This window comes from Microcoleus sp. Pol10D4, assembly GCF_036701555.1.
Classification (GTDB): Bacteria; Cyanobacteriota; Cyanobacteriia; order Cyanobacteriales; family Microcoleaceae; genus Microcoleus.
Window position 1 is genome coordinate 1 of sequence record NZ_JAUBRA010000058.1, and the last position, 19,187, is coordinate 19,187.

Genomic DNA, 19,187 nt, shown 5'->3' on the forward strand with positions numbered 1-19,187 from the left:
TCTGCCTCATTGTAGTTTTTTTTCCATGATTATGGGATGTTTGGTTTCACCCTTTTTTAATTCGCCAACAGTCTCTTTCAACCGCGTCTACACAAACGAAGTCAGCTTGCGCGGACTGAAGAATAGAGGCTGGTAGGGTACGCATTGCGTACCTTACAGAGCCGATAATAATGCTCATTATAATCGCTCAAAATGCGCCCCAATAAATTGAGCGATCGCCCTTTCGATCGCCCTTTTCTCCTGCAGAGGATGTAATTTCTAAATTAGGAGCGGTGACGGGAGACAAATCCCCCGGTAAAGACCTAATTCGCAACTCATTTAGCAAAGCATTAATATTGTTCGGCTCAGCATCCAAAATGCTTGCCAGTGGCAGCAGATTTTGCACTGCATATTCGCCGAGTCGAGCATTAATACTCTCTGCTAAATAGCAGAGCATAATGTATCTGCTACTGCTACTGATAATATGAAATACTTTATTCAACTCATCAAAGTATTGGGTCCCCGGTATAGATGCCGCGATTTGGGTTTCACCCTTCCAGAATAAATCTACATGAATTTGACTAGCTGGCGAAACTTTAGCCTTTGCAATCCAGATGATATCGAGGATTGGTTCAGAGTCGCGCTCGTGGAAAATCAGCCGCTTTAAACCCGATATAAATTCTGGGGAATTTAGCGTATTTTGCCATTCTCGACACCAATCATTACTTTTAGTATTTAGGGTATTTTTGACCGTCGTCGGACGTTCAATCACATCTTTTAATAAAGAAAGACTTCCCGCAGCTTTGGCAAAGTTTGGGGAGATTTGCTGGTGCAGTATCTGGTTGGGATCAATGTAATCTTTGCGCCAAGGTGCGTCCGGGATGAGAACTTCAGAGGCGGGAGCAAGTGTGATGTTAGCAGTAAGTATCGGTGGGTTTTTAACTGTGCAGCCTTCTAATGACTGTTGAGATTCTAGACGGCCGATGACCTCGATCGCAGAGTTTTTATCTCCTGCGTTTAAAGGTGTGTTGCTGTACTCTGCTGCTAATTCTTCGAGAAAATCTAGGTAATCTTGTACAACAGGCGATCGCCCTTGTCCCAAAAGCTGATAGACTTCGGAAAATGGATGAGAAACCGCTATAGTTGTGCGGCGGTTGCCGAAAAAAGGCACGTCATCCAAAAAAGCGTATTTTGGCCGCCAAAACTTACCCCTAGACTCATCCCACAGACATTGACGGTGAGCAAAGCGCTTTTGAATTTGCTGGCGTTGTTCGCTGGAAATACTGCCTTTGATGAAAGTATCATCGAGATATTTGTAAATTGCCTTTACTGATTGTAACTGCGCGTTTATATCGTCGGATGTCGTGATTTCAACTGTCATTTTCCCAAGTTTTGATGAGTGTATCAAAGTGGTCGATAACTGTAGTGGTATCTACAGGCTCAAAACCAAGTGCAGTTCTAATTTCGGGCTTCAGCAAGTCGCACTCAGGGCGTGCAAATAAAAATTTTTGGCTAGCAACTAAGCGAACATCTTGAATGAAACAGACATCTTTAGCGCGATACAGCCTGGGTTCAGGTATCGCAGCGCCGGGATATTGGCTTAACTTTTGAGGATTTTGCTCGACAGGAACCCAAGGCTTATCTGCGAGTGTTTCAGCCAGTGTTTTGTTGGTCTTCCAAATTTTGGTATATTTTAGTGCCTCCCAATTATCAACTATGTAGTTAAAAACGGCAATACAAGCATCGGTTACTGTGCCTGCACCTGAACGATTGGCGGTTTGAATTAGATTGTCAACACAAACTAAAATGTCATCTGCACTCAAGGTTTTTCGCATACCCAAAGTATCGAAAAATTCGAGCCATAGTGGATAATCTTGCAAGTAAAATTCCATATCGGGAATAGCTGCTAAATTTCCTAGAATGTGGCGGACTACTTGACTTTCGGGATGATAAATTAATTCGGCAGAGCGTAACCTGCGATCGCTACAGCGTACCAAACGCGCCTTTTTCAGCTCTTCCTGGAATGAAAAAGCATTCTCTCCTGCTTTGTCTAGTTCTTTGCAAGCTTCACTCAGATGCTCTCGAATCCACGCCAGCGCGATTAATTGTTCTTCAGGGGCAAAAGAGGCATACTCAGGCAACAAGCACTCGCGAATCAGTCTAGCGCGATTCAGTACCGGAACTTGCAAAACTTGAAACATTCGCAGCCATTGCCTGTTTTTTTCTATGCGTAAAAGCCTCAACGTACCTGCAATTTCCGGCGGTTCGTATCCACCGCCCGGAAGGTAGACATTTTCATCGTTGAGGGAAACTATTTCGTGGGAAGTTGTGGGGTAAATTGGTAGTTGACGCAGCTTGTTGAGGCTATCTTGGTCGTAATTTGTTGGTTCTGAAGCTGCCAGGAAATTGAGGAGAGAGGTATAATGCTGTTGGTGGTAGGGTGGCAAACCTCGATCGCACCGCGAATATACTGTGTCTAGGATATCCGGGCCGGTGATAAAATAGACTAATTGATTTTTATGCCGATCGGCAAATTGTTCAATCGCCGCCTCAAGTTTTGCTGGTGCCTTGACAAGTGTCGCCCCAAAATACTGCACTGCTGCAATTGTTTCCGCCTCAATTTTATCGCCCCGCAACAAAGGAGTGTCAACAGTTCCCACTTTATAAAGCTTACCATGATTTCCCGGAACCAGCGGTACTTTTTTCAATTGCTCGACTGTTTCTTGCGACAAATATCTGGGACTGATATTGTAAAAATAATTATAAACTAAAGTCAACCATTCTGCATTTGGGGGATGCGGTGCATCTGGATTCCAATCAATTTCTGACGCAGTTGAACCAATGACATTAACCAATTTTTTCGCTACTTCCGCAGCAGTCATGTTAAAGATGCCATTTAGATTGTATGCAGGCAATAATTTAGTTAAATCTAGGTGCAGAAACCATTTTGGATAATTGGCAAATATTTCCCTCTGCGCCTCATCTGCAATGTAGATGGTTCCGATCGCATTATACCCAAATACTTGCAAAGTATTGTCAGCGAGAATAGCTAGCGGCAAACCGCGCAAATCTTGGCAATTATCGCTGAGACAATAACGCAGCAGATTCCCAATCCACTGCCGATTTTGCAGACTGGCTTTCGGTGCATCCAGCAACGAAACGCCTAGCGGTTTATTTTCGGTTAAATGCTTTCGCAAGTTGGCAGCAGTGAATGTTGACAAGGGCAAATTTGCATCTTTAAAAGCTGCCAAAATCGACTCTGGCAATGGCGGATCTGGAACATCGATATTATCGGCACGCAGCGGTTCTAATAAGTCGTCCCACCACTTTTTCGAGGGTATATTTTTGACTGTCGGAGGTGTCACCCATCTTGTCGGTGACATGACTGCCCCGTTAATTTGCTCCTCAGTTACAGTATGTTCTACAGCCGATCGCACAACTTCTCTTTGATACAATAACTGGATTACAAAGCAGTACAGTTCTTCCAGAGCTTTGCTAGTAGTAATTTTGCTAACCGGCCAAAGTTGGTAAAATTCTTCTGGCTTAAACCGTCCGATATCTTGCACTAAATCGACAATTAAGTTAGCACAAGCGCGGGACAAAACGTGCTGCGCGAGTAGCCCGTTCCAAATAGCTCTCGGCCTGTCTTTTCCAGTTTGTCCGCTGTCGCTGCTGAGGTTGTCCCGCGAACTATTTAAGTTGAAAAAACCGTTGATGTGAACCGGCAGCCCGGTTTCCAGGGGAAGCGGCAAAAAACAGTAAACTTTGCCGGAAACAGGTTGAGGATTTCCCTGGGTACTAACAGCATTAATTCTAGCAGCAGCGCCCGCCCAAGGCAAGACTTTTTCTTGGCTTTCGTACATTGCTTTTATGACTTTTGCCAAATTGCCGCCTTCGTCTGTGCGAATTAAACTGACTATTCTCCAAGTAGACTTGATTGTGCGATCGCAGCTAATCGTTTCTATCTCGTGACGGTAAGAAACCGATACCAAACCGTCAGGATTGCGGCGGCACAATTCCAGCAGTTTATCGGGAGTCTCTGGAATTGCATTGAGGAGTTTTTGCCGCGCTTCTCGGACTTCTTGCGGATTTTTGGTGACAATCGCCAGAATTTCTTGCCTGGTTTCTTGACTGTTTGCCGGAATTTCGTAAACTCTAATTTCCTGAACCGATTTCAAAAATAGCAAAAGTTCTTCACCGGAATACCTCAGTTCGTCTAGCAGTTCCTTAACGTTTGATTCGGTGAAAGCTTGTTTGCGAATTTCGCTATTTTCCGCGTGTTCTGCACTTCTTAAAGGCAGGCGAAACAAAGTGCCTTGAAAATTTGTATCTCCAAATGGCAATCCTCCCGCTGCGTAGACTTGCATAAAATCGGGATATTTTTCGTACCATTTAGCGTCTGCCAAATTCCATTCGCGTCCCGGTTCTTGTCGGGAAGTGCCGGGAATCGCCGCGCCGTGAGGGTCAAAAAAGATGATGCGATCGCGCGATACGAAACTCGGATAATCTGTAACATGATATATTGCATTAAACCCCACGCCAAATCTACCAGTTTTCTGCAAATCTCGCGCTTTTTCGCTTTGTCCCAGACTGCGAATGCTCTCAAAATCTTTGTCTGCGAACACGCGATCGTTGTAGACTAACATCGCCGGCCCCATTAGCACTACCATACGATCGTCAGGCAATTGTTTGACCGGATGGTGGCGCCAATCAAGAGTAATTTCTACCCGCGTTGCTTTAGCGTCGTCAGCATTTTGGATCAACTCCTTGATAATGCCAACGCCTTCGGGATAATCTCGGATAATCCCTCTCAAGCGGGCGATTAAGGGTTCGGATTGGTAGAAAGACTTGCCATCAAGTTCGTTGTTGCTGTAAGCCATAGATGTTCTGACGACTAAAAGCGGGAGGAATTTAAATGCGATCGCGCATCTTCACTTTCTACCTAATACTATACAAGCCAAGCGTAAATACAAGTAGGGTGCGCGCGCAGCAACCTACCAAAAGATATTCGTAATATTGCAATAAAAAGCCTCAGACCCGCAAGTCTGAGGACCGGAGTTCCTGAAAATCGTCACTTCTTACTATTGTCGCCAACAAATAGCACAACATACAAGAGGGGTATAACCCAGCACGGCAGCTTGTGGCAGACAGAGATTGCTTCCTGACTCGGAAGGCGAAAGCAATTTTTAATTCAACACTTCACGAAAGCAAAACAATTCCTCTCGCCATTTACCTATCTGGGTTGATAATTGTGCTGTAGGATGGGGACCTGTCCTCGATCGCAATATAAGGAGCACCGTGAGTCCCCGTATATATTTGAGTCGGGCGGTAAATGCGGTTTGCCTCTAGCTGTTCCTTCCAGTGGGCCAACCAGCCAGCAACACGGGCGATCGCAAAAACCGGCGTAAACAAGTCCAGCGGAATTCCCATTTTTCGGTAAACCAAACCAGAATAGAAATCTACATTTGCATAAATTCCTTTCTGGCCCAATTTCTCTTCAACCACTTCTTCCAACTTGACAGCAATGTCGTAATAATCGTCGCGGCCGAAGTTCTCAAACAACTGTTCCGCTAACCTCTGAAGAATAGTTGCTCTCGGATCTTTCACCTTGTAAACTCGGTGACCGAAACCCATGATTTTGTCCTTATTTGCAACGCTTTTCTCCACAAAAGCCCGCACGTTTTCTACCGAACCAATTTGCTCCAACATATCAATCACTTCTTCATTAGCTCCCCCGTGCAGCGGCCCCGCCAAAGTGCCAACTGCTGAAGCAATCACTCCGTAAGGGTCTGTCAGCGTCGAAGCTGTTACCATTGCCGAAAATGTAGAGGCATTAATTGTATGTTCAGCGTGGAGAGTCAGACAAGTGTCAAAAATGCTAGCTAACAGCGGATCGGGTTCTTGCTCGTTGAGCATATAAAGAAAGTTAGCCGAGTAGTTCAAGTCATCCCTCGGCCGCACCGGGTCATTTCCCCGTCGCATTTGCTGGAACGCTGCTACCATTGTGGGAATCTTAGCTAGCAGTCGTACTACAGCTTCTCGAATGTATGCTGGGTTAGCCAGGGCTCTGCGGGAGTAGAACAAGCCCAGGGCGGCCGCTGAAGCTTGCAGGGCATCCATGGGATGTCCTCTTTCTGGAAAGCATTTCATCATGTCCCGGATGCGATATTTGATCCGGCGGTGATAGCGAATTTCATGCTCGAAAGCTTCTAGTTCTTCCTTTGTCGGAAGTACCCCCCAGATTAATAAATATGAAGTTTCGAGAAAGGAACTTTTCAGTGCCAGTTCCTCGATGCTAATCCCGCGATATTCCAGCAACCCTTTTTGTCCATCGACGTAGCTAATGCTGGACAAGGTGGCGGGAACACCTTCTAAACCTGGTTTGAATTCGCCGACGACCATTGCGATACCGTTTTGTGTGAGTTCAATCTACATAAAAGTACATTACCAGAAACCAAGATAGTGTCGCAGTCTTGACAAATAATCGTTTAATGTGGGTTCAGAAATCTGGTTTTTCAATAGACAGCCCGATCGCACCGCTGCGTATTGTCGCCCCTCAAACCAGGTTTCCGCGTCCGATAATGCGGGTTTAAGAGGGCTGGCGCGTCCTGTTACTGTCGGGGCGGTTCGCTGTTTCTAGCGCAGCAAAAACTTGGGCGCAGTTAGCCAAAACATTTGGCTGCGGCCCACTGGGGAGCCGGTCTCCGGGAGGATTAAGCCGATGATACCTGCTTTTTTGAGAATCAGGGCATCTTGCGATCGAGCCCAAAGCAAAGTTTCTGCCCAGTGGCCTAAGTCTGGTTGGTGGCCCACCAGGGCCAAGCTGCCACTACCTATTTCCTGCCACTGTTTGTACCACTCCAGCCACTTCCCAATGTCTCCTGAAGGTGCGAGGGTGGCGGATTCTTCTATTTTGGAACTCAAACCGACGGTTTGCAGGATTTGGGCGGTTTGCTGGGCGCGCAGTAGGGGACTGGTGAGAATCAAGTCAAACTGAATTTCGAGTTCGTACAGCCGCTGGGCAATTTTCCGGGTTTTACGCTCGCCCTCTTTAGTCAGCGGGCGTTCTGAGTCTGTATCATATTCTTCGGGTGCGGCTGCGATACCGTGGCGGATCAGATATAAATGCACTGTCGATGTCCTTTTGATAGCTGTGCGATGGCTACGCCCCGGCTTACGCCTACGAACTTATGCGTGAAGTTGGGCGCGATCGACATATTTTGCCTATTCTACAACTGCATTGAAATCTGGCGCCGTCATCTGGTTGGCGCTTTTGTAGCGATCGCGCCCTTGTCGTTTCGCATCATATAATGCTTGATCGGCGAGGGCAATGAGTTCATCTGGTGATATTTCCGCAGTGGGAATCACAGTTGCAATTCCCATGCTAACGGTCACGATCGCGCTCACATCAGATTGCTCGTGAGGAATTCCCAAATCTCGGATTGCCTCTCGGATCGACTCAGCAACGGCGATCGCGCCATCCGCATCCGTATTCGGTAGGATAGCAGCGAATTCTTCGCCCCCGTAACGTGCAAACAGATCCGATGAACGTTTAACCGCTTGTGCCGCCGATGAAGCCACTTTTACTAAACAAATATCCCCAGCTTGATGTCCGTAGCAATCGTTATATCGCTTGAAATAATCTACATCCAACATGATCAGGGACAGCAGGTTTTGTCCCTGGTTCAATCGCTGCCATTCCGACTGCAATTGCTCATCGAAACAGCGGCGGTTTGCTACTTGGGTTAACCCATCTGTCGCGGCGATTAATCTGTCTCGCTGAGCCTGATTTCTGAGCATCTCCTCCGCCTGTTTGCGTTCTGTAATATCAGCAAAAGTTGTTACTACCCCATAGGGTTGAGACTGATTCATTTGGAACAGCGGTTGCGAATTAATCGAAATCCAAGTCAGCGTTTTATCCGATTTGTGAATGCCCATCACCACATTTGATACGGGTTTTCCCGTCCGTAGGGTAATCATTGCCGGATGCTGTTGGCAGGGGAAGTGAGAGCCATCTTCCTGAACGGTTCGCCAGTCTAAATCTATGGATGTACGCCCCATCATTTGTTCGGGGGTCAGTCCGAGAATCCTTCCGGCACTAGCATTACAGGTAGTAATTTGTCCGTCTGCTAGCTGAAGTACGACGCCTTCAGTCATGCTTGTAATCACAGAACGATACCGTTCCTCGCTTTCGAGCAATTGACTCAGGAGAATGTTTTTAGCATCAAACTCTGAAGCCAGATGCAGGCTACCCGCCAAAAACCCCGCCATCAGTTGTAAGGTATGAATATCTGACTCTGTAAAGGCACAGGGTGTAGCTGAAACAACTTTTAAGACGCCAACCCGATCGTCCTGATAGAACAAGGGAACAACCACCAGTGACCGGATACCAATGCGCTGGCAGGCAGACTGATCCACCCGTGCATCGGTTTGTGAATCATCGCAAAGCATGATTTGGCCGGTCGCAATACATTTTCCCGATAAACTTGCCCCTACTTTGATCCGTAATCCCACATAGGCGCTGGCGATACCGCTGGCTGCCCGATACACCAACTCATCCCCTTCCAGCATTTCAATCACGGCCCCATCGGCACCGAGCGATTTTTGAGTTCGATCGGTAATCACAGCCATCACTGTATCCAGGTTAGGATTGGGGGTGGCGATTTCCTGTTGCGTGGCAATCACCACCGCCAGACGCTTGAACTCTTGTTGCAATGCTGCTTCTGCTTGCTTGCGATCGGTGATATTTTTCATAAAGCAGTGATGCCCGATCAATCGCTCCTGCGAGTCGTAGGCTGCCAACATCACCCATTGCTGGTAAAAAATCGAGCCATCTTTCCGGATACCCCGGGCCTCAACCTCCACTCGGCCCTCCGCTAGCATTTTTTGATAAGCGGCCATCATCCTGTCGCAGTCTTCGGGATGAACTGTTTTCTGCCAACTCATACCAACCATTTCTTCAGGCTGATAACCTGCTATATTCGCGTAGGCTTGATTAACGGTGATGTACCGTCCGAAAATATCCAGCCGCGAGATGCCCTCAACGGCATTAGCAAGGGCTGTACTCAATTCTCTGAGTTCTGTTTCTGCCTGGACAAGATCCGTAATGTCTTGGGATGTACCAAACAACCGAATGACTTTTCCCTCTGCATTGAGTTGGACCTGTCCTCTGGCTTCGGTATGGCGGATAGAACCATTCGGGCGCACGATTCTGAGGCGCAATAGATAAGGCTCTCCGTGAGTGAGCGCTCGTTGAACTACCCGGTGTAGCTGTCTGGCACTTTCGGGATGGTAAATCCGCAGGTTTTCTTCATAGGTAGGTTCGCCCAGTGCCCTGGATCGTCCCAAAATCTCGAATAGTTCGGGAGACCAGGTAATTTTACCGGCAATCACGTCAAATTCCCAGCTACCGATGTGGGCAACCCGCTGGGCTTCTGACAACCGAGTTTCACTCTTTTGCAGCGCTGTTTCTACCTGCTGGCGGTCGGTAATGTCCTTTTCGTTCACGAGCAACATCGGGTTGCCTGTTACCGGGTCGTTGGTACATCGCACGTCCATCCCATGCCAGCGAATTCCCGCCAGAGTAATCACTTGAGCCTCCGTGCTAAATACCTCACCGGACTTAAGAACTGCCATTGCTCGCTCTGCTACCTGAGAGTCAACAAAGCGACTCACAAAAGCATTATCTGTCGCAGAGTCAGGCGGCTGCATATCCCCATAACAGCGCAAGGCCGCCGGGTTTTGCAGCAGCGGCACACCTTCGAGGGTGTACAGCGAAACCATCAGCGTGGTGTGTCGGATTGCCTCGATCGATCGCAGGGTCTCCGGTTCGATTTGAGGAGCGGTTTCGACCTTACCCTCGACCAGGATTGCCAAACGCCCACTATCAATCCTGATGCCAGAACACCTACAGCCGACAGAAACAGGCTCACCGCCCGGATAAAACGTCCACTGCTTGGACAAGGTTTGGCCTTGTTCAAACTGCGGTCGATAGGTCTGCAAGCGAATCCGAGTAGACTCTGACAACATATCTCTAAAAAAGTTGTGGCTCGCCAGTTGTTGCCGCGTCGAAGCATCCCACAGGTACAAGGAGGCTTGGTTTGCCCACCGCATTTGCCAATCCTCAATATCAAATATCCAGATCGGGTTTTGCAACAAGTCAAAGGCTTTGAGGTGGACAATATCGCCACTTAGGGAACAGGCAAACTCTGGTTGTAGACAATTTTGATGATTGACTCTTGGCGCGCTTTCTGTATTTGGATCAGTTTGATTTGGTTCTGTTTCGAGTTCCGGTGGTTGATTTGGCCCGATCGCCGGGCGGTGAGATTCCAAGTGCCACATCCTCAACCCGATGTGCATTGCAACCTGTTGCAGGATCTCAAGGTCGATAGGTTCCCACTGACGAGGACTTTGGCAGTGATGAGCAATTAACAGTCCCCAAAGCTTCGGAGATTGCTGCTGTTGGCAATCTAGCAAGATTGGCGCCACTAAATTTGCCTGAACTTGGATGCGATCGAGCAATTCGACATCAAAAGCTTGCAGATCACCAGCGTGAATATCAGAAATGGCACTCGTTTTTCCCTGGCTGTAACGCTCTACCCAGGTTGCTTCAAGGCAAGGGTCATGAATCAGTTGCCCCTGGATTGACAGCCACTGATCACCAACAGATTCAGCAAATACTACCCTATCTCTATGCGGTAGGAAGCGATAAATAATCACGCGATCTGTTTGCAGCAGCACCCTGGTTTCTTCTAGCGCACATTGCAAAATTGTCTTCAGATCCACGAACTCGTTGATTTTAAGTGCAATTTCTGAAACTTTTTCTATGCTTTTCTCTAACGACCAAGAGAAAGTCTTTTTTGTAGACATCTCCGTGTTCCTTATTTTTTTAACCTATTTTCTACTATTCTAACCCGCCACAAATAAATATAATAATTTGTTTTAACTCGTAGGAATCGCTAGCTGGGCTTAGAAAAAAAACAATATTCATGTTGCGAGCCAAACTTTTTTTGACTGCTACAATTCCTTTTTCTATGTCATTTAGCCAAGGATTTAGGTGGTTTGGTATCTATCTTGCTTCTTCTCAAGCGTTTTTTTGCTAATTATTATCGAAAAGCTACTGCACCAAGTATAACAACTTGTGATTGATTTAGCGAATAAATAATAAAATTTCAAAAAATCAACCCTGTATAATTGTTAAAACCTAAGAATTCTTGTGGATCTTAGGAAACTAGATCACACTAAATTTGCCCCCAACCTGGTTTTTTGATCAAAATACTTCGTGGTATCCCTTGACAATTGTTAAAAAACCCGGTTTATTTAGTGTATGATTTGGGAAAATTGGTAGAAAATTTATTACTGTTAGCCCTGGAGAACTCAACCGGGTTTTTCAACCTCCTTACTTCGTTAAAACTGACATATTGCACGATTTTAAATAAACTTTTTCTGGGCGGATTCTCCTGCCCTATCCGTACTACCCACAAGAAAATTTAATTTTTGTGGAACAGGCCGGAAAGCCTGTTCCTGGCAGAGTTAGACTAGGCATGAATTAAAACACTCAATAAGAGTTAAAAAACCCAGTTGATGAGAGTTGGAGTGCGGGCATGAATGATTGTCAAGTTAATATCTGGCCCGGAATGAGAAAAAAACACGGCAAAACCTGGTAGCAACCGGAGGTCGAAAAGCTCGCATTCCCAGGCTGTTGCTGGAATTAATACCGCACCTAGAAAGTTCAGAGTTAATGGTCGTAAACAGGATTGTCTTTAGGACTAATTAAATGCAGCAACTTTTGCTTGATCTGATCATCGAATACTTCCCATTTCTGCCTTGCATAATCGCTGTTCTCATTGCCGCCAGAAAGAAATCCCACCGGAATTTCAAAACCTCCAGCTTGACTTCTACCGCCGCCAAAAAAGCGTCCTTGAGCATCTTGACCGAAGGCTTCTTTAATGAATTCGTCGGGGTCGAGAGTAAGTTTATTAGTTCGCAGCGAGCCAATTACTACTTCAATTTCTTCGTCCTTGTCGTGAACAATTGCGTAAACAACGGCTGTATGTACGTTCTCTTCTGTTACTAAAAAGTCCGCCGCTTGGGGAATAGAATCCCGATCGTCATAGCGGAGGTAGCCGATGCCGGCGATCGAGAAATTGTTCTGGACAGTGCGGTGTTTGAGCGATCGCTCGATCGCGTCCATCACCCACTTAGAACGAGACGACTGTAACACGGCATTCAGCAACTGCGGGTCGTAAAATCGGCTCAAATAAGCCGCCGCTAAAAAGTCTTCCTCCTGAGCTTGTCTGAGGGCGATCGTATCCGATCGCAAACCGTGCATCAAAGCTGTAGCGCACTTGATGTGCAGACTGACGCTGGCGTCGAGAGCTAAAAGTCCAGACTGTAAATACTCGGCAAAAATCGTGGCTGTAGCGCGGATTTGAGGGCGCAAATCGGTAAATTCTGCATTCATTTCCCCCTGCAAATTGTGATGATCAATGACGGCAGCGATCGAAACTCCAGCCGCTAAAATATACTCGGTTAAGTTACAAGTCGTCCCTTGATTGTCAATGAAAGCGCAGCCCTGAAACACCGACAAATCCTTAGTTTTTAGTGTTTCCAAAGTCCAGCGCTGCAACGGCAACCCTGTCAATTTAACTAAAGCAATATTTTCTTGGTGGCTGAGGGCGCCGGCGTAGATAATCTCGCATTGGATATCGTACTGTTCGGCGATTAATTTGTAAGTCCAAGCGCTTGATAGTGCGTCGGGATCTGGAAAATCTTGTAGCAAGATTAACTGGCGAGTGCCTTTGTGCCGATCGAACATTTGGCGCAATTGCTCGACTTTGCGATCGTGCAATTCCTCGCGGAGACGGCCGCGATTCTCTTCGGAAGCAACTTCGGCTTTGCTGCGCCGTTTCGCAGGCGCAGTCACTCCGGCTACAACCTCGCTGCTGGGTTCAAGCTCAACTTGGCGGTTGCCAGATGTTCCATCGGAATTGGTAAGGGCGTGATCTTTCATCATTAAAAATTAACAATTTAACTATTCAGGATTGGCGCGACATTCGCTCTTAAACCCGGTTTCTGTGTAGATGCCTCGTTGTCGAAGCCAATACTTCTTACGAGAAACCGAATTTAAGAGCGTAAATTCTATCTTTAACTTTTTAACTGATGCACGGCGTATGCGTTGCGAGGAACGAAGAAGCAATCTCAGGACTCAGAACTTCCGCAAAAAACCCCCGCGCTTGCGCTGACAGGGGTTTTAAAGGCCTATTACATATTTTTGCCATTCTTTGTGCATACCGCTCTTAACGTGTTTAGTGACTTCAAAATAAAGACCACTGTGAGGTTTCCTCGGCGGATAGCGCAGCGGCATTCCCGCTTCTTTTGGCGTGCGGCTGCCTTTATTGACATTGCAGCGCACGCAGGCGGTGACGAGATTTTCCCAAGTGTCGCCTCCTCCGCGCGATCGGGGAATTACATGATCGAGGGTTAAATCGTCCCCCGTATAACTACAGTATTGACAAGAGTGTGCATCCCGGTGCAAGATGTTCCGGCGGGTTAGCGGAATATCCTTATAGGGAACTCGGACGTAATGCCGCAGTCGGATCACAGTTGGTAGCGGGAAGTTTGGCGCAATAAATTTCCCGTTGTGTTCTACCTGTTCTGCTTTTCCTTTCAGCAACAAAACTACCGCCCTTCGCCAATTGGTGATGTTAAGGGGTTCGTAGGAGGCGTTCAGCACCAGAACATTGCCCATTGTTGATTATTAAAGAGAATATTTTTTTCGATATTAACACAGGTTCCCCTTTAGGTGGGGTGGCATCAGGAAGAGCGAGGCGATCGCAAAAAACGGTGAAAAACCGCACCTTTACCCTATACCTTCGCGCCTCGGCCCCTAGGGCTGCATCTATTTTCTGCCTTTGGTGTTTGTCAGCGAGCTTTTTTCCCGGAGTTTTGGCTTAGATGAGGCCAGTGTGTGCGATCGCAAAAATTTGCAGAATAAATTTTATTTTTTTCTCTAAATGCCTAATCTTCCCGGCAGCAAACAGTTTAACTTTTTAGACTATTAGTAACCTTAAATGAAACAGCTTATTACTGCTCATGAAATTTCGGCTCTTCAAGTCTGCTTTTAGCGCGTCAATTATTGCTCTTGCTGCTCCGATTTTAGCAAACAGTCCAGCCTTGGCCCAAACGCCTTCATTCTTCTGCGGCGCTGCTGGCGGCCGCCCAGCTACAATTGCTGTTCAACAAGGCAAAAATATTCCCGTTATTTTGTGGCTAGCTGATAACTATTTTAATGAATCAGGAGAAGATGCGATTACTCGGTGCACCAGAGTCTCAGGAATTCTCAACAACTCGCAACCGCAAGGAAGCTGGGAGAATGTTGTCACAGCAGGTGCATCGACCACCGGTCAACTAATTATTTGTGCAGCTAATCCTCAAGACGGTTCCTGTAGATTATTATATCAAGTACCCAAAGGCCAAAATCCAGAACAAGCCCGACAAGAACTCTTAAAAAGAGTTACAAATCCTAATGTAAGTGTTTCGCCTGTTAAAGTAAATTGATAGTCATAACTCATTAGCTACGGGTAGAGACACGGCAATGTCAATTGGTGTCAACTTAAGCTTTTCGTCTGCCAGTCCTCCCGCTCACCCGGCAGTCCGCCAGGGAATGAATTCCCTGTCTATCTAATAGCTAAAGTCATCTCAAAGAGGACTGAAGAACTCATTAGTCCTCTTGAGAGGATTTTAGCTTGGAGGCAGGGGTTTCAACATCTGTCGGACTGTCGGTTTAACGTGAAGTTGGAAGTTGGAAGTTGACACCTATGGGCAATGCTGTGTCCTACTTGCTAAAGTGATGCGTACACCCTATTTGCAGATAGTTGAAACTCTTGTAAAATACTTCGGTTGAGTGGTGAAAAAATTGCAGCTTTGCTTCAGCAATTCTTCTAACCCTTCAACCTGCCTCAGCCAGACAGTGCCGTTGCTTCCAGCTACAGCAATTTGCTTTCCGTCTCGACTCCAACTAACACTAACAACATTCTCCTCGAACTCAAATTGAGCCACCTGCCGCCCCGCTAAATTCCACAGCCGTACAGTCTTATCAATTCCCACTGTAGCAAGCCGTTCTCCGTCGGGACTAAAGCTAATTGATTTCGCATCTAAATGCAATGTTTGAAATTCCTTAACTAATTCTTTTTCTGACAGATTCCACAGCCCAACTTTACCATTCAATGTTACTGTCGCAAATCGATACTGGTGGGGAGCCGCAGTGAAACTGAGCCCAATTGCCTGAAGGGGAAGTGTTTTTTTCAGTTTTCCCGACAAATTCCAAATTCGCACTGTAGATTTGCCATCTAAAGTCGTTATAAAATCTCCGTTTGGGCTAAAATTTACGCTTCTCACTAAGCCGTTGTGGCCGGGAAGTTTCACGACGCTAGACGATATTGATTTTGGCAGTTTTGAAACTAATTTCCAAATTGCAGCATTGCTGTCTATTCCTGCGGCCGCCAACAACTGTCCGTCGGGACTAAAACTGATGCTGGTAACTGAGCCTTGAATCCCTTTGAATGTAGAAATATTTTTTCCTGATAAATTCCATATTTTAACTGTGCTGTCCCTTCCTGCAGTTGCTAAAAAATTACCGTTTGGGCTAAAGTTTACCATATTAACTGACTGCTGCCCAGCTTTCCATTCAACAAGTTTTTGTCCGAACACGTTCCAAATCCGAACTCTATCGTCTACTCCTGCGGTTACTAAAATTGGGCGATTTGGGCTAAAATTGACACTGGTAACTGCACCGGTATGAGCTTGCCACTTTATCTTTCTTTGTGAAAGTGATGAGGCTTTAATCTGCTCTTTTTCGCTAATTCGATCGAGAATTACTTGTAAGGCTAACAGCGGTATAGTTGCCGGATATTGTTCTAGGCGCAGTTTGTTTTTCACCAAGGTTTTTAACTTTTTACCCGAGGCTATCGCCCTCAGTAAAGCTTCTGATAAAGCTTCTGTGTTTTCGGTTTTTTGAGAAACAGCCAACAATAAAGCATCGCTGCCATTTTGTTCGATTTCAATACTTGCTTGTGCTAGTTTAAACCGCTGGTAAGCGAGAGTTGAAAAGCCGATCGCCGTCAGTAACGATGCTGCCAGTACCGCAGAACCGATGCCGATCCACTGTTTGGCTTTTTGTTTGGCAGAGTCAGCTTCACTCAAAGCTTTTTCGGCATCACATACAGCTTTTTTGGTTTCGAGTGTAGCTGAATGCAGCAGTTGATTTTGGTCGCTCAAAATGACTTTCTGACTAGCCGTCAAAAACTGAAAATCTTCGTTTCTCAAACTTTTTCCGGCCGCCCAAACTAATGCTGACTGCAAATCATCTCCTCGCAAGAGTTGGGAATCATCTTCACAGCTAGAATTTAGCCAGAGTTTGATAGCTTCCGAGTAAGGCGAGAGTTTTTCTAATTTTTCTTCAATTAACTCTTTGTTAAATACAGCTTCATAAATAGGATTAGAAATTGTTAATTTCTCCCCGCGCTTAACGATTAATCCGCTTAATCGCAACTCCATTTGTTCGGCACTACCATCGGGGACAATTTCAGTTTGTTCTAAAATTTGCTGATACAATCCCAGTCTCCTGACAATGCGCTGGTTTTCTTTGAAAAGCCGATCGCGAATTGTGGACAAATGTTCTGGGACATCCTGAGATTCCCAATTCTCCACTATTTTCAAGCGCACTACTTTCTCCACCCACTCTTTAGAAGGGTGAATGTTATCTTTCTCCCCCTCTTGACAACGGGCGGCTGCATCTTCCTCCCCCTCTTGGCAAGGGGGGGTTGGGGGGGGTAAATTCGGGATTAATTGTGGGTTTTCCAACAATAGTTTGCACAGCTTTTGAGTCAAAAAAGGCTGCCCGCCCGTCCAATACAAAACCTCTCTCAAAACTTCATTAGGGCTGTCTGTAAGCTCTGCCAACCCCGCTGCTAGCGGTTGAGCTTCTGTTTCGTCAAAACCAGTTAATTCGATCGCCTTGCCAATATTAAAAGGGGTATTGCTGCTGGCATTTTGCTCGCGGCACAAATCCGTCGGGGATGCTACACCTAAAAGGGCCCAAGTTAGGCGATCGAACTCTGAATGGTTGGCGCGCTTGTTGTAGCACGATCGAATTAAGGCTAAAAAATCGTCGGCGGGAAAATCTAGGGCGAGAATGCTGTCGATTTCGTCAATAAAAATGACAATATTGCTGGTAATGTTGGGTAAAAGTACGGTTTCGATGAATTCGCTCAATCTTTGAACTGGAGTTAAAAAATTGCGATCGCGCCACCAAGTCCGCACGTTGACAATATCCGACAGGTTAAAGTTATTTTCGAGAATGCGTAGCAAACCAGCATACCACTGTTCGGGAGTGACGCCGCGGTTGCCAATTTCCGAAATGTCGATCGCAGCACAAGCAATTCCTTCATTTCTCAGCCGTTGAATTGTCCGCACCTGCAAGCTAGATTTGCCCATTTGCCGGGAATTCAAAACATAGCAAAATTCTCCGGCTTTTAATCCGTTATAAAGGTCGTCGTCGGCTTGCCGCTTCACATAATTGGGAGCGTTATTGGTGAGACTGCCGCCGACTTGATAGTAACTGGGCTTTGTGGTAAAATTCATATAAGTTATTGGCGGTTGAAACCGCTACTACACAAACAAAATCCGCTTTCGCGGACTGAAGAAGTGAGGCGGTATTAAAGCATAATTCTGTATGATAAATTGTAGCACAATACAGTATGAAAACTGATTGGAGTGGATATCACCAAGACAAAGACTACTTAAGGGCGGAAATTTGGTCTTTGCTGAAGCACCAAGTCGCATCTATTGGCAATCCGTTCGGTCATATTCCCAACTTTGTCGGTGCTGATTTTGCGGCCGAAAAATTGGCAACTTTACCAATATGGCAACAAGCAAAAACGATTAAGTGCAATCCAGATTCGGCGCAAATTCCGGTGCGGATGCGAGCTTTGCAAGATGGAAAACGCCTGTATATGGCAGTACCGCGATTGACAGACGATCGCTGTTTTGTTGAGTTGACTGCTGAGGATTTGCAGAAACAAAATATATCTATTGCCGAAAGTGCGATCGCCCGCAAAGCACTGAGTTGCGGAAAATTGGTAAGTTTTGCAGAAATGGAGCCGATCGATTTAGTAATAGTCGGTTGTGTAGGGGTGGCGCGCAACGGGGGAAGAACCGGGAAAGGTGCAGGTTTTGCCGATTTGGAATTGGCTATGTTGCAGGAATTCGGGTTAGTACAAATCGATACGCCAATTGTAACAACAGTGCATCCTTTGCAAATAGTCGAAGATTCGCGTTTACCAATGCAAGCTCACGATTGGGCGCTGAATTGGATTGTTACTGCCCAGGAGGTAATTGAAACTAATACAAGTTATCCGCGTCCAATTGGGTTAAACTGGGATAGTATACGGCCGGAACAGTTGGAAAAAATTCCAATTTTGCGAAAGTTGAGAGAGCAATTAACCAATAAAAAATAGCTTTCAATCAAAATCAAGGCAAAAGAGCATCTACAGCGATCGCCCCAATTTCTATCCCTTCAATAATAATCGGTATAACAGCCGAGCGCCCGAAATCCAACCTTTGACTGTAATCTGGCTGCTCAACTTCCACAAGAGGTTGAGAGTACACCTCAACCTGTTCTTCCACAAGATTCACAATCCAATAAATGGAAATTCCAGCGCGGGCATAAATCTGTTTTTTAACAGTGCGATCGCGCTGAAGCGTCGTATCTGATACTTCAATAATCAGCGCAATATCTTCAGCACCAGGATGGCGATCGAGATACTGTCGCGTATCCCCTCGAACAACCACTATATCAGGTTCGGGTTCGCTGTTGGAGAGCGTTATCGGTTCTTGGGAATCAACATACCACCCCGCAGGTAAAATATTCTCTAAAGCTGTTCTGACAAGACGAGTTGTGACTCGATGCGGTGGATTTTTGGGCATTTTGAAAACCAGCCAACCTTCCAGCAATTCTACAGAGTCATCATCCGTGAGAATGCCAGCTTGAATTATCGCATGATACTGCTCGATGCTCAAGCGTAAAATCAGATCGTTCGGAATTGCTGCAACACTTTCGACGGGCGGCATAACTGTATGGGCGAGTTGATTCTTTTCTTATTTTACTGTTTATTTAACGAACCGCGAAGGCGCAAAGAACGCGAAGT

At 46.2% G+C, this 19,187-nt stretch carries 11 protein-coding genes; 2 read left to right on the plus strand and 9 right to left on the minus strand.

What is annotated here, in order from left to right:
• Positions 1 to 187: 187 nt before the first annotated feature.
• The 7 genes from QUA36_RS23655 to QUA36_RS23685 form a co-directional block, all read right to left on the minus strand.
• A complete protein-coding gene (locus QUA36_RS23655; RefSeq protein WP_333459296.1) occupies positions 188 to 1,360 on the minus strand; it encodes a hypothetical protein in 1,173 nt (390 codons plus the stop codon).
• A complete protein-coding gene (locus tag QUA36_RS23660; protein WP_333459297.1) occupies positions 1,350 to 4,859 on the minus strand; it encodes a sacsin N-terminal ATP-binding-like domain-containing protein in 3,510 nt (1,169 codons plus the stop codon). The genes QUA36_RS23655 and QUA36_RS23660 overlap by 11 nt, the downstream gene beginning before the upstream one ends.
• Before the next feature lie 349 nt (positions 4,860 to 5,208).
• Complete coding sequence (locus QUA36_RS23665; RefSeq protein WP_333453081.1) at positions 5,209 to 6,381, minus strand: citrate synthase; 1,173 nt, start codon at positions 6,379 to 6,381, stop codon at positions 5,209 to 5,211.
• Positions 6,382 to 6,615: 234 nt separating this feature from the next.
• A complete protein-coding gene (sixA, locus tag QUA36_RS23670; RefSeq protein WP_333459298.1) occupies positions 6,616 to 7,110 on the minus strand; it encodes a phosphohistidine phosphatase SixA in 495 nt (164 codons plus the stop codon).
• Positions 7,111 to 7,203: 93 nt separating this feature from the next.
• Positions 7,204 to 10,848, minus strand: a complete 3,645-nt coding sequence (locus tag QUA36_RS23675; protein WP_333459299.1) for a diguanylate cyclase domain-containing protein — start codon at positions 10,846 to 10,848, stop codon at positions 7,204 to 7,206.
• 868 nt (positions 10,849 to 11,716) lie between these two features.
• Positions 11,717 to 12,994, minus strand: coding sequence for a bifunctional oligoribonuclease/PAP phosphatase NrnA (locus QUA36_RS23680; protein WP_333459300.1), 1,278 nt, complete (start codon positions 12,992 to 12,994; stop codon positions 11,717 to 11,719).
• 237 nt (positions 12,995 to 13,231) lie between these two features.
• Complete coding sequence (locus QUA36_RS23685) at positions 13,232 to 13,729, minus strand: HNH endonuclease (protein WP_333132866.1); 498 nt, start codon at positions 13,727 to 13,729, stop codon at positions 13,232 to 13,234.
• A 344-nt stretch (positions 13,730 to 14,073) separates the two neighbouring features.
• On the opposite strand from QUA36_RS23685, the gene QUA36_RS23690 reads away from it, so the two are divergent.
• Positions 14,074 to 14,538: a COP23 domain-containing protein gene (locus QUA36_RS23690; RefSeq protein ID WP_333166903.1), complete on the plus strand. Its 465-nt coding sequence runs from the start codon at positions 14,074 to 14,076 to the stop codon at positions 14,536 to 14,538.
• 303 nt (positions 14,539 to 14,841) lie between these two features.
• Here the strand turns inward: QUA36_RS23690 and QUA36_RS23695 are convergent, their stop codons facing one another.
• The gene (locus tag QUA36_RS23695; RefSeq protein WP_333459301.1) at positions 14,842 to 17,622 is read right to left on the minus strand and encodes an AAA-like domain-containing protein; all 2,781 of its coding nucleotides are present in this window, start codon (positions 17,620 to 17,622) and stop codon (positions 14,842 to 14,844) included.
• Between the two features lie 116 nt (positions 17,623 to 17,738).
• Here QUA36_RS23695 and QUA36_RS23700 point away from each other — a divergent pair, with 116 nt between their 5' ends.
• Positions 17,739 to 18,497, plus strand: a complete 759-nt coding sequence (locus QUA36_RS23700) for a 5-formyltetrahydrofolate cyclo-ligase (RefSeq protein ID WP_333459302.1) — start codon at positions 17,739 to 17,741, stop codon at positions 18,495 to 18,497.
• Positions 18,498 to 18,510: 13 nt separating this feature from the next.
• Here the strand turns inward: QUA36_RS23700 and QUA36_RS23705 are convergent, their stop codons facing one another.
• Positions 18,511 to 19,110 carry a Uma2 family endonuclease gene (locus QUA36_RS23705; protein ID WP_333166910.1) on the minus strand — a complete coding sequence of 200 codons (600 nt, stop codon included), beginning with the start codon at positions 19,108 to 19,110 and terminating at the stop codon, positions 18,511 to 18,513.
• Positions 19,111 to 19,187 lie beyond the last annotated feature (77 nt).